The organism is Pseudomonas sp. Eqa60, assembly GCF_018326405.1.
Classification (GTDB): Bacteria; Pseudomonadota; Gammaproteobacteria; order Pseudomonadales; family Pseudomonadaceae; genus Aquipseudomonas; species Aquipseudomonas protegens.
Map to the genome: position 1 here is coordinate 2,350,649 of NZ_AP024342.1, position 11,784 is coordinate 2,362,432.

Sequence of the window (11,784 nt, forward strand, 5' to 3'; positions counted from 1 at the left end):
AGGGTTATTGATCGGCGCACGATCGGAGCCCGGGGCATAGAAACAAGCTGATGAGGAATGGTCCGATGGCCGGCAAGACGCTCTACGACAAGCTCTGGGATTCGCATTTGGTCAAGCAGCGCGACGATGGTTCGGCGCTGATCTATATCGATCGTCACATCATCCACGAAGTGACCTCGCCGCAAGCCTTCGAAGGCCTGCGTCTGGCCGGGCGCAAGCCATGGCGCATCGATGCCAACATCGCCACCCCGGACCACAACGTACCGACCACGCCGGAGCGCAAGGGCGGGATAGAAGCGATCGCCGACCAGGTTTCCCGCCTCCAGGTGCAGACCCTCGACGACAACTGCGATGAATACGGCATCGTCGAATTCAAGATGAACGACGTGCGCCAGGGCATCGTCCACGTGATCGGCCCGGAGCAGGGCGCCACCTTGCCGGGCATGACCGTGGTCTGTGGTGACTCCCACACCTCGACCCACGGTGCTTTCGGCGCCCTGGCCCATGGCATCGGCACCTCCGAGGTGGAGCACGTGCTCGCCACCCAGTGCCTGGTGGCCAAGAAAATGAAGAACATGCTGGTGCGCGTGGAAGGCACCTTGCCTTTCGGCGTGACCGCCAAGGACATCGTCCTGGCCGTGATCGGCAAGATCGGCACCGCCGGTGGCAACGGCCACGCCATCGAGTTCGCCGGCAGCGCGATTCGCGAGCTGTCCGTCGAAGGCCGCATGACTATCTGCAACATGTCCATCGAAGCCGGTGCCCGTGTCGGCCTGGTGGCGGCGGACGAAAAGACCGTGGCATACGTCAAGGGACGTCCGTTCGCCCCCAAGGGCGCCGAATGGGACTTGGCCGTCGAGGCCTGGAAGGACCTGGTGTCCGATGCCGACGCCAAGTTCGATACCGTGGTCGAGCTCGATGCCGCACAGATCAAGCCGCAGGTCAGCTGGGGCACGTCCCCGGAAATGGTCCTGGCGGTGGATCAGAACGTACCGGACCCGGCCAAGGAAATGGATCTGGTCAAGCGCGATTCCATCGTCCGCGCCTTGAAGTACATGGGCTTGAGCGCCAATCAGGCGATCACCGACATTCAGTTGGACCGCGTCTTCATCGGCTCCTGCACCAACTCGCGGATCGAAGACTTGCGCGCCGCCGCGGTCATCGCCAAGGGCCGCAAAGTGGCTTCCACCATCAAGCAGGCGATCGTGGTGCCGGGCTCGGGCCTGGTCAAGGCGCAGGCCGAATCTGAAGGCCTGGACAAGATCTTCCTCGAAGCCGGTTTCGAATGGCGTGAGCCGGGCTGCTCGATGTGCCTGGCGATGAACCCGGACCGCTTGGAGTCCGGCGAGCATTGCGCCTCGACCTCGAACCGCAACTTCGAAGGGCGCCAGGGTGCCGGTGGGCGTACCCACCTGGTCAGCCCGGCCATGGCCGCCGCCGCCGCTGTCAGCGGTCGTTTCGTCGACGTCCGTGAATTGATCTAAGGAGCGCAGCATGAAAGCTTTCACTCAGCACAATGGTTTGGTCGCGCCTCTGGATCGTGCCAACGTCGACACCGACCAGATCATCCCCAAGCAGTTTCTCAAGTCGATCAAGCGCACCGGCTTTGGCCCCAACCTGTTCGACGAATGGCGCTACCTGGACGTGGGCCAGCCCTACCAGGACAACTCCAAGCGCCCGTTGAACAAGGATTTCGTGCTCAACGCCGAGCGTTACCAGGGTGCCAGCGTGTTGCTGGCCCGGGAAAACTTCGGTTGCGGCTCCAGCCGCGAGCACGCGCCGTGGGCCCTGGAGGAGTACGGTTTTCGCAGCATCATCGCGCCCAGCTACGCCGACATCTTCTTCAACAACAGCTTCAAGAACGGCTTGCTGCCGATCATCCTGAGCGACGCTGAAATCGACGAGCTGTTCCAGCAGGTCGAGGCTACTCCGGGCTACCAGTTGCGCATCGACCTCCAAGCGCAGACCGTGACCCGCCCCGACGGCAAGGTGCTGAAGTTCGAGATCGATGCCTTCCGCAAGCATTGCCTGCTCAACGGTCTGGACGACATCGGCCTGACCCTGCAGGACGGCGACGCCATCGCCGCCTTCGAGGCCAAGCATCGCGCCAGCCAGCCCTGGCTGTTCCGCGACGCCTGATTGCCTGATCGACGGCAAGCCGGCCCCTACGGATGGCGTTGTAGGAGCTGGCTTGCCAGCGAACGCCGTTTCCCTTGCCCAAAAGGATCGCCCCATGACCAGCAACGCCCACAGCCAGGTAGTACAGAAGCAATTTGGCGAGCAGGCTTCGGCTTATCTGAGCAGCACCGTGCACGCTCAGGGTGCCGAATTCGCCTTGCTGCAGGCCGAGGTGGCAGGCAAGGGCACAGCCCGGCTCCTGGACCTGGGCTGCGGTGCCGGCCACGTCAGTTTTCATGTCGCGCCGCAGGTCAGGGAAGTGGTGGCCTACGACCTCTCCCAGCAGATGCTGGATGTGGTGGCAGGGGCGGCGCAGGAGCGCGGGCTGGGTAACATCCGCACCGTACTGGGCGCCGCCGAGCGCCTGCCGTTCGCCGATGGCGAGTTCGACTTCGTCTTCAGCCGTTACTCGGCCCACCATTGGAGCGACCTGGGCCTGGCCCTGCGGGAAGTGCGCCGGGTCCTGAAGCCGGGCGGCGTGGCGGCGTTCATCGATGTCTTGTCGCCGGGCAGTCCGCTGCTGGACACTTACCTGCAAAGCGTCGAAGTGCTGCGCGATACCAGCCATGTGCGCGATTATTCGGCGGGTGAATGGCTGCGCCAGGTCAGCGAGGCCGGCCTGCACACCCGCAGTACCAGCCGCCAGCGCCTGCGCCTGGAGTACAGCTCCTGGGTCGAGCGCATGCGCACTCCCGAGCCGTTGCGGGTGGCGATCCGCCAGTTGCAGCAGGCAATGGGTAACGAAGTGCGTGAATATTTTGAGATTGCGGCCGACGGTTCGTTCAGTACAGATGTACTGGTGCTGTGGGCCGAGCGATAGACTTTTTCCGGGCACGCCTGCGGGCGTGCCGACAGAGCAAACGAGGAACGCATGAGCAAGCAGATTCTGATTCTCCCCGGTGACGGTATTGGCCCGGAAATCATGGCCGAGGCGGTCAAGGTCCTGGAATTGGCCAACGACAAGTACAGCCTGGGCTTCGAGCTGAGCCACGACGTGATCGGCGGTGCGGCCATCGACAAGCACGGTGTGCCCCTGGCCGATGAGACCCTGGATCGTGCCCGGGCCGCCGATGCGGTGCTGATGGGCGCCGTGGGCGGCCCGAAGTGGGACAAGATCGAGCGTGACATCCGCCCTGAGCGCGGCCTGCTGAAGATTCGTGCGCAACTGGGCCTGTTCGGCAACCTGCGCCCGGCGATCCTCTACCCGCAATTGGCCGATGCTTCGAGCCTGAAACCGGAAATCGTCTCCGGCCTGGACATCCTCATCGTTCGGGAGCTGACCGGTGGCATCTACTTCGGCGCGCCACGGGGCACCCGCGAACTGGAAAACGGCGAACGCCAGTCCTACGACACCCTGCCGTACAGCGAGAGTGAAATCCGCCGTATTGCCCGGGTCGGCTTCGACATGGCCCGCGTGCGCGGCAAGAAGCTGTGCTCGGTGGACAAGGCCAACGTCCTGGCGTCCAGCCAACTGTGGCGTGAAGTGGTCGAGCAAGTGGCCAAGGACTACCCGGATGTCGAGTTGAGCCACATGTACGTGGACAACGCCGCCATGCAACTGGTGCGTGCGCCGAAGCAGTTCGATGTGATAGTCACCGACAACATGTTCGGCGATATTCTTTCCGACGAAGCCTCGATGCTTACCGGTTCCATCGGCATGCTGCCGTCGGCGTCCCTGGATGCCAACAACAAGGGCATGTACGAGCCATGCCACGGTTCGGCGCCGGACATCGCCGGGCAGGGCATTGCCAACCCGCTGGCGACCATCCTCTCGGTGTCGATGATGTTGCGCTACAGCTTCAACCTGACCGAGGCCGCGGACGCCATCGAGCAGGCCGTGAGCCGGGTCCTGGACCAGGGTTTGCGCACCGGCGACATCTGGTCGGCCGGTTGCACCAAAGTCGGTACGCAGGAAATGGGCGATGCAGTAGTCGCCGCGCTGCGGAATCTGTAATCTTTCGGGCCCACTGCACAGACAGTGGCCCACTTTTGTATAGGTGTAGTTGCGATGAAACGTGTAGGTCTGATCGGTTGGCGCGGTATGGTCGGTTCCGTGCTCATGCAGCGGATGCTGGAAGAGCAGGACTTCGATCTTATTGAACCGGTGTTTTTCACCACTTCCAATGTCGGTGGCCAGGGGCCGTCGGTGGGCAAGGACATTGCTCCGCTGAAGGACGCCTACAACATTGAAGAGTTGAAAACCCTCGACGTGATTCTGACCTGCCAGGGTGGCGACTACACCAGCGAAGTCTTCCCCAAGCTGCGCGAAGCGGGCTGGCAGGGCTACTGGATCGATGCCGCATCCAGCCTGCGCATGGAAGATGACGCGGTGATCATCCTCGATCCGGTGAACCGCAAGGTCATCGACCAGCAGCTGGATGCGGGCACCAAGAACTACATCGGCGGCAACTGCACCGTCAGCCTGATGCTGATGGGCCTGGGCGGCCTGTTCGAAGCCGGCCTGGTGGAGTGGATGAGCGCCATGACCTATCAGGCCGCCTCCGGCGCCGGCGCGCAGAACATGCGCGAGCTGATCAAGCAGATGGGCGCCACCCACGCTGCCGTCGCTGATGAACTGGCCAACCCGGCCAGTGCCATCCTCGACATCGATCGCAAGGTGGCCGAGGCCATGCGCAGCGATGCCTACCCGACCGAGAACTTCGGCGTGCCGCTGGCCGGCAGCCTGATTCCATGGATCGACAAGGAACTGCCCAACGGCCAGAGCCGTGAAGAGTGGAAGGCCCAGGCCGAGACCAACAAGATCCTCGGTCGCTTCAAGAGCCCGATCCCGGTGGACGGCATCTGCGTGCGCATCGGCGCCATGCGCTGCCACAGCCAGGCGCTGACCATCAAGCTCAACAAGGACGTGCCGATCGCCGATATCGAAGGGCTGATCAGCCAGCACAACCCTTGGGTCAAGCTGGTGCCGAACCAGCGTGATATCAGCATGCAGGAGCTGAGCCCGACCAAGGTCACCGGCACCCTGAACATTCCGGTGGGCCGCCTGCGCAAGCTGAACATGGGCTCGCAGTTCCTGGGCGCCTTCACTGTCGGCGACCAGTTGCTGTGGGGGGCGGCCGAGCCGCTGCGCCGCATGCTGCGGATCCTGCTGGAGCGTTGATTCTCTGAGCGCTTGAAATAGCCCGCCCCTTGCACAAGGCGCGGGCTTTTTCATGCCCACCGCAGGAGTGGGCTTGCCCGCCAAGAGTGCTTCGTTCCAGCCACAGCTCCCCCGCGAATTGCCTCGCCACCCCGTGCCGGGTAAAGTGCCGCTCCCCCCGTTTCGCCTGAGGTAGCACCATGACTCCTTCCCTTGATATTGCCGTGATCGGTGCCACCGGTACTGTCGGCGAAACCCTGGTGCAGATTCTGGAAGAACGTGACTTCCCCGTTGCCAACCTGCACCTGCTGGCCAGTAGCGAGTCGGCCGGTCATTCGGTGCCGTTCCGCGGCAAGAACGTGCGGGTGCGTGAAGTCGACGAGTTCGATTTCAGCAAGGTCCAGCTGGCGTTCTTCGCAGCCGGCCCGGCGGTAACCCTGAGTTTTGCCCCGCGTGCCACGGCGGCCAACTGCGCGGTGATCGATCTTTCCGGTGCCTTGCCTTCGACCCAGGCGCCCAATGTCGTTCCCGAAGCCAATGCCCAGTTGCTGGCCGGCTTGAAAAAACCATTGCAACTGAGCAGCCCGAGCGCTTCGGCTACCGCCCTGGCCGTGGCGCTGGCGCCGTTGCAAGGCTTGCTGGACATCCAGCGGGTCAACCTGACCGCCAGCCTGGCGATCTCCAGCCAGGGCCGTGAGGCCGTCAGCGAGCTGGCCCGGCAGACGGCCGAACTGTTGAATGTGCGCCCCATGGAGCCACGCTTTTTCGATCGGCAAGTGGCCTTCAACCTGCTGGCCCAGGTCGGCACTCCAGACGCCCAGGGCCATACCCTGTTGGAAAAGCGCCTGGTCCGGGAGTTGCGCGAGGTGCTGGGGCAGCCTTTATTAAAGATTTCTGTCACTTGCATTCAAGCACCGGTATTTTTTGGCGATAGCTATAGCGTGACTCTGCAGTCAGACAGCGCCGTTGACCTGGCGGCAGTCAATGCGGCGCTGGAAGCGGCCCCCGGCCTGGAGCTGGTGGAGGCGGGCGACTATCCGACTGCCGTGGGTGACGCCGTGGGCCAGGATGTTGTCTATGTGGGGCGGGTTCGTTCCGGGGTCGACGACCCGACGGAACTGAATCTGTGGCTGACCTCGGATAACGTACGCAAAGGTGCGGCCTTGAACGCTGTGCAGCTGGCTGAATTGTTGATAAAAGACCTGCTGTAAAAGATACTTGGCAACAATTTGCAGAATGAATCTAGCCGGGCGCTATGCTTGGCAAGTTGCTGGAGGTGAGTGGCCGTCAGGTGCTCCCGGGGCATGCAAGAAATAATCGCGCGTCGTGGTCGTTGATGGTCCCGCGCAATGCCTGTTGGCAGCCGCTACAAAACCTTCTCGCTGGCCGAGGAATGTTCAAACAAAGGATGAGGCTATGGTTCAAGTTCGCAAACTGGTGTTAGCAATAGCGGCCGCCTCGGCGCTGTCCTCCGGTATGGCGCAGGCGCTTGGGCTTGGGGAGCTGACCCTGAAGTCGAGTCTGAACCAGCCTCTGGTAGCAGAAATCGAATTGCTCGATGTCAAGGACCTCACTGCCGCCGAGGTAGTGCCCAGCCTTGCGCCGGCAGAAGAGTTCGCCAAGGCCGGCGTTGATCGCCAGGCCTTTCTCAACGACCTGCGTTTCACTCCGATTCTCAATCCCGGCGGCAAGAGCGTGCTGCGGGTGACCTCGAGCCAGCCGCTGTCGGAGCCGATGGTCAAGTTCCTGGTGCAGGTGATGTGGCCCAACGGCCGCCTGCTGCGCGACTACAGTGTGCTGCTGGACCCATCGAAATTCTCCCCGCAGGCCGCCGCCGCTGCCCAGAGCGCGCCAGTAGGCGCCCCGGCGGTGAGTGCTCCGGTCACCCGCGCCAACAAGTCCGGCAAGTCGGAGCAGTACACCACCTCGGCCCGTGACACCTTGTGGGAAATCGCCGCCAAGAACCGCAACGGTGCCTCTATCCAGCAGACCATGCTGGCGATCCAGGCGCTGAACCCGGATGCCTTTATCGATGGCAACATCAATCGGCTGAAGACCGGCAAGGTGCTGCGCCTGCCCGATGTGGTACAGAGCACCGCGCTGCCGCAGCCCAAGGCAATTGCTGAAGTGGCGGCGCAGAATGCTGCCTGGCGCCAGGGCCGCCGTGCCGGTGCCCGTGGCCAGCAGCAGGTGGACGCGACTCGTCGCGCCGGTGCCGACAAGGCGCCCAAGCAGGTCAACACCAAGGACAACCTGAGCCTGGTGTCCGCTGAAAACGGCAAGACCCGGGGCAAGGGCGCAGCCGGCGATGCCAAGGCACTGAACAACAAGCTGGCGGTGACTCAGGAAAGCCTCGACGCAACCCGTCGTGACAACGCCGAGCTCAAGGAGCGCATGGCGGACCTGCAAAGCCAGCTGGACAAGCTGCAGCGCCTGATCGAATTGAAGAACAACCAGTTGGCCAAGATGCAGGCCGAGGGCGCAGGTACTGCGGTACCTAGTGCCCAGCCATCTCCGGCAATGCCAGCTGAGTTGGTGGCCAAGCCCGAAACGCCAGCCCCAGTGGTGGCGCCAGCGGCCCCGGCCAGCGAGCCGGCTGCCAAGCCTGCTGAGGATGCCGTTCCCGCCAAGAGCGACGAGGATAAATACTCCGATCTGCTGACCAACCCGATCCTGCTGGGGCTGGTGGGTGGTGGTGCGGTATTGGCCTTGTTGCTGCTGTTGCTGTTGCTGGCTCGTCGCCGCAAGGCTCAGCAGGAAGCGGAGAAGCACTTGCGCATGGCGCGGGCACTGTCGGAGGAAAGCGATTTCACCGAGGAAATGGACCTGCCGGAAAGCAGCTTCGAAGGCCTTGAGGTTCCAGCCCCAAGCGTTAATCTCGCTCCAGCTCCAGCTCCAGCTCCAGCGCCGGTGGTGGCGCCCGCTCCGGTAGCCCCGGTCGAGCGGGCCACCGATGTGCTGGGCCAGGCTCAGAATCACATCGATGCCGGCCGCCTGAACCAGGCCGCGGCGATTCTCGAAGAAGCGGTCAAGTTGGAGCCGCAACGCAGTGATCTGCGTCTGAAGCTGATGGAGGTCTACGCGCATCAGGGTGACCGCAGCGCCTTTGTCGCCCAGGAACGGCAGTTGGTGGCCAATGGCGATAACCACGCTCAGGTCGAGCAACTGAAAAGTCGCTTCCCGGCAATGGTCGCGGTAGCGGCGGCAGCTGGCCTGGCCACTGCGGCCGTGGCAGCCGAACTGGATGCCGAGTACGTCAAGGAGCTGCTGCAGGACGAACCGCCAGCGCCTGAGCCGGCTGCTCCGGTAGAAGGCCTGGATGCGGATTTTGACCTGAGCCTGGATGACCTGGAGGCGGCTTCGCCGGCAGTGCTCACCCCTGTACCTGAAACCGAGCTGGAAGACTTCCCGCTGGATGACGACCTGAGCTTTGGCTCGGTGCTCGAGCAGCAGCTTGCTCCCGAGGAAAACCTGGACGACCTGGGTGATTTCGATCTGGACCTGGGGGCTGATCTACCGGCGGCGAAGCCGAGCGATGAAGATTTCCTGCTGAGCCTGGACGACGACCTCAAGGACCTGCCGGCAGGCGACGTGCCTACCGTCACCGACCCGGCCCTGGATGACCTGGATCTGTCGGCGGACTTCGATCTGTCCCTGGCCGATGAGCTGGATGCTGGCGCGGACTCCAAGGACGCCTTCACTTCCGAGCTGGATGATGTCAACGCCGAACTGGATCGTCTGAGCCAGAGCCTTGATCAGCCGGAGCCGGCGATCCCCAGCTTCACTGCCGAGGATGCCGCTGCAGCGCCTGATGAGGCGGACTTCGACTTCCTCTCCGGCAGCGATGAGGTGGCCACCAAGCTCGATCTGGCCCAGGCCTATATCGATATGGGGGATAACGACGGTGCGCGGGACATCCTCGGTGAGGTGCTGAGCGAAGGTAACGAAGGGCAGAAGAGCGAAGCCCAGGAGATGCTGGGGCGACTGGCCTGAAGCAACCTGATGCTTGAACAGAACGGCAGCCGATGAGGCTGCCGTTTTTGTTGGTGGCGCTGCGGTGGCGGTGAGGCTCAGGCCAGCAGGTCTTCGTAAAAGGCACCGAAGGGCCGGGTAGGGTGGGCGATCTGGATTTCCAGGATCCACAGACCCACTTGCGGGCAGGCGGCGAAATCTCCCAGGTCCCCGGCGCGGTAGATGGCGTGGGGAAAGTCGCTGACCCGATGGCCCTTGATATCCAGATTGAGTGCCCAGCCCATGGCTCGGGCCTGTTCCTGTGCATAGCGATAGAGTTCAGGGCCGGCCACCAGGTGGCTCTGCCAGTGGTCGTGGACCTGGTCGAACAGGCTTTTCGCCGCGGCGGCACAGGCATGCATTTCAGCGTCGTCGCCGACCACGAACGTCGCCCCGCAATCACCTTCATGGCGATCCCAGACCACGCCCAGGTCGATGAAGAACAGATCGTTTTCCTGGAGTAGCGGATCGCCATCGGAGCGTTGCTTGAAGGTTTTCAGGGTATTGGCGCCAAAGCGGATCAGCAGCGGATGCCAGATTCGCTCCATACCCATCTCCCGCAGGACTTGCAGGCCCATTTCCCTGGCGGCGGATTCCTGCATGCCCGGCTTGACCTGCCGGGCGATCTGCCCGATGGCCTCCCAGGTCATGCGCTTGGCATGGAGCATGCCCTCCAGGCTGTAGGCCAGGCCTACGGCTTCTTTGCTGCTTGCGTTCATTCATCGGCTCTCGATCAGGGGGCTTTGTTGTTTTCGATATATAAAAAACCATATAGCGTTTGCCTGTGGGCGGATGCAATCGCCCTGTGGGCGGCTGTATGGCTGATCAATCTGCAAACAAAGCCCGACAGCCCGTGGCGTCTATTGTCTGCGGCCCTATAATGAGCGCCTTTGCGCATATCAGCAGGCTGTAAGTTCTTGGCAAATATAGATAACCCGGCCGCCGAAATGGCAGCCGAAGGCTTTTCCCGAATCGCCCTGGGTGTGGAATACAAGGGCTCGCGCTACCGCGGCTGGCAGCGTCAGGCCTCCGGTGTGCCCAGTGTCCAGGAAACCCTGGAGAAGGCCCTGTCCCGGGTCGCGGATTCTCCGGTGGTGGTGTCCTGTGCCGGACGCACCGATGCCGGGGTGCATGCCTGCGGGCAGGTGGTGCATTTCGATACTCAGGCCGTGCGTTCGATGAAGGCCTGGGTGATGGGGGCCAATATCAATTTGCCCCACGACATCAGCGTCAGCTGGGCCAAGGAGATGCCCGCGCATTTTCACGCACGGTTCAAGGCGATCGCCCGGCGTTACCGTTATGTGATCTACAACGATCAGATCCGTCCAGCCCATCTCAACGAAGAAATCACCTGGAACCACCGGCCGCTGGATATCGAGCGCATGGCCCAGGCTGCCGCGTTCCTGGTGGGCACCCATGATTTCAGCGCGTTCCGGGCCGGGCAGTGCCAGGCCAAGTCGCCGATCAAGGAGATCCATCACCTTCGGGTCACCCGGCACGGCAAGATGATCGTCCTGGATATTCGTGCCAGCGCCTTCCTGCATCACATGGTGCGCAACATCGCCGGGGTGCTGATGACCATCGGTGCCGGCGAGCGGCCGGTGGAGTGGGCGCGAGAAGTGCTGGAAAGCCGGATCCGGCGTACCGGCGGCGTCACCGCCCATCCTTTTGGCCTGTACCTGGTGCAGGTCGAATACAAGGACGAGTTCCAGTTGCCCGAGCGATACATCGGGCCACATTTCCTCAGCGGATTCTCGGAACTTGACGGCTGACGCCCGGAAAAGCATTTGCTACCATCCGGGACTTTCCGGATTTGCCCCCGAGGTTCATGACATGCCAGCTGTTCGCAGCAAGATCTGCGGGATTACCCGCATAGAAGATGCGTTGGCAGCAGTGGCGGCGGGGGCCGATGCCATCGGCCTGGTGTTCTATGCCAAGAGCCCGCGGGCGGTGAATGTGCAGCAGGCGCGGGCAATCATCGCCGCCTTGCCGCCGTTCGTGACCAGCGTCGGCCTCTTCGTCAATGCCAGTCGTTGCGAGCTGGGGGAGATTCTCGACGCCGTACCGCTGGACTTGCTGCAGTTTCATGGCGATGAGTCGGCGGCTGATTGCGAGGGCTATCACCGGCCCTATATCAAGGCGTTGCGGGTCAAGGCCGGGGATGACATCGCGGCGGCCTGCCTGGCCTATCCGCGGGCCAGCGGGATTCTGCTGGATACCTATGTCGAAGGCGTGCCGGGTGGAACCGGCGAGGCGTTCGACTGGTCCCTGGTTCCTCAGGGGCTGAGCAAGCCGATCATTCTTGCCGGTGGCCTCACGCCAGATAACGTGGCGGCAGCCATCGCCCGGGTGCGCCCGTATGCGGTGGATGTCAGCGGCGGGGTGGAGCAGGGCAAGGGCATCAAGGACCCGGCAAAGATTCAGGCATTTATGCAGGCAGTGCGTCGCAGCAACGAGTCGATGTGACGGCTGGCAGTCTGCCGCCGTCCATAACA

Annotated in this window: 10 protein-coding genes; 9 read left to right on the plus strand and 1 reads right to left on the minus strand. The window is 62.9% G+C overall.

All coding sequences use genetic code 11. The annotated features are described in order from the left end of the window. The first annotated feature begins 65 nt into the window (after positions 1-65). The 7 genes from leuC (at position 66) to KI242_RS10670 (ending at position 9,271) form a co-directional block, all read left to right on the plus strand. Positions 66-1,484: a 3-isopropylmalate dehydratase large subunit gene (leuC, locus tag KI242_RS10640; RefSeq protein ID WP_015634895.1), complete on the plus strand. Its 1,419-nt coding sequence runs from the start codon at positions 66-68 to the stop codon at positions 1,482-1,484. Positions 1,485-1,494: 10 nt separating this feature from the next. Next, the gene (leuD, locus tag KI242_RS10645; protein ID WP_015634896.1) at positions 1,495-2,139 is read left to right on the plus strand and encodes a 3-isopropylmalate dehydratase small subunit; all 645 of its coding nucleotides are present in this window, start codon (positions 1,495-1,497) and stop codon (positions 2,137-2,139) included. A gap of 94 nt (positions 2,140-2,233) precedes the next feature. Further along, entirely contained in the window at positions 2,234-2,998 is a 765-nt protein-coding gene (locus tag KI242_RS10650) for a class I SAM-dependent methyltransferase (protein ID WP_015634897.1), read from the plus strand. A 51-nt stretch (positions 2,999-3,049) separates the two neighbouring features. Beyond that, positions 3,050-4,132, plus strand: coding sequence for a 3-isopropylmalate dehydrogenase (leuB, locus tag KI242_RS10655; RefSeq protein WP_077933678.1), 1,083 nt, complete (start codon positions 3,050-3,052; stop codon positions 4,130-4,132). Positions 4,133-4,186: 54 nt separating this feature from the next. Further along, complete coding sequence (gene asd / locus KI242_RS10660) at positions 4,187-5,299, plus strand: aspartate-semialdehyde dehydrogenase (RefSeq protein WP_011060379.1); 1,113 nt, start codon at positions 4,187-4,189, stop codon at positions 5,297-5,299. A gap of 179 nt (positions 5,300-5,478) precedes the next feature. Continuing rightward, positions 5,479-6,489, plus strand: coding sequence for an aspartate-semialdehyde dehydrogenase (locus tag KI242_RS10665; protein ID WP_212806092.1), 1,011 nt, complete (start codon positions 5,479-5,481; stop codon positions 6,487-6,489). A gap of 205 nt (positions 6,490-6,694) precedes the next feature. Next, positions 6,695-9,271, plus strand: a complete 2,577-nt coding sequence (locus tag KI242_RS10670) for a FimV family protein (protein WP_212806093.1) — start codon at positions 6,695-6,697, stop codon at positions 9,269-9,271. A gap of 77 nt (positions 9,272-9,348) precedes the next feature. Here the strand turns inward: KI242_RS10670 and KI242_RS10675 are convergent, their stop codons facing one another. Beyond that, positions 9,349-10,008, minus strand: coding sequence for a M24 family metallopeptidase (locus KI242_RS10675; protein ID WP_212806094.1), 660 nt, complete (start codon positions 10,006-10,008; stop codon positions 9,349-9,351). 228 nt (positions 10,009-10,236) lie between these two features. Between KI242_RS10675 and truA the strand changes: the two genes are divergently transcribed. Then, positions 10,237-11,061, plus strand: coding sequence for a tRNA pseudouridine(38-40) synthase TruA (truA, locus tag KI242_RS10680; RefSeq protein ID WP_011060382.1), 825 nt, complete (start codon positions 10,237-10,239; stop codon positions 11,059-11,061). A gap of 61 nt (positions 11,062-11,122) precedes the next feature. Next, a complete protein-coding gene (locus KI242_RS10685; RefSeq protein ID WP_011060383.1) occupies positions 11,123-11,755 on the plus strand; it encodes a phosphoribosylanthranilate isomerase in 633 nt (210 codons plus the stop codon). Positions 11,756-11,784 lie beyond the last annotated feature (29 nt).

Bases quoted from the DNA above. Each gene is read 5' to 3' on its own strand.
- KI242_RS10665 (WP_212806092.1), top strand. From the start codon at position 5,479: ATGACTCCTTCCCTTGATATTGCCGTGATCGGTGCCACCGGTACTGTC.
- truA (WP_011060382.1), top strand. From the start codon at position 10,237: ATGGCAGCCGAAGGCTTTTCCCGAATCGCCCTGGGTGTGGAATACAAG.
- asd (WP_011060379.1), top strand. From the start codon at position 4,187: ATGAAACGTGTAGGTCTGATCGGTTGGCGCGGTATGGTCGGTTCCGTG.
- leuC (WP_015634895.1), top strand. From the start codon at position 66: ATGGCCGGCAAGACGCTCTACGACAAGCTCTGGGATTCGCATTTGGTC.
- KI242_RS10675 (WP_212806094.1), bottom strand. From the start codon at position 10,008: ATGAACGCAAGCAGCAAAGAAGCCGTAGGCCTGGCCTACAGCCTGGAG.
- leuB (WP_077933678.1), top strand. From the start codon at position 3,050: ATGAGCAAGCAGATTCTGATTCTCCCCGGTGACGGTATTGGCCCGGAA.
- KI242_RS10670 (WP_212806093.1), top strand. From the start codon at position 6,695: ATGGTTCAAGTTCGCAAACTGGTGTTAGCAATAGCGGCCGCCTCGGCG.
- leuD (WP_015634896.1), top strand. From the start codon at position 1,495: ATGAAAGCTTTCACTCAGCACAATGGTTTGGTCGCGCCTCTGGATCGT.
- KI242_RS10685 (WP_011060383.1), top strand. From the start codon at position 11,123: ATGCCAGCTGTTCGCAGCAAGATCTGCGGGATTACCCGCATAGAAGAT.
- KI242_RS10650 (WP_015634897.1), top strand. From the start codon at position 2,234: ATGACCAGCAACGCCCACAGCCAGGTAGTACAGAAGCAATTTGGCGAG.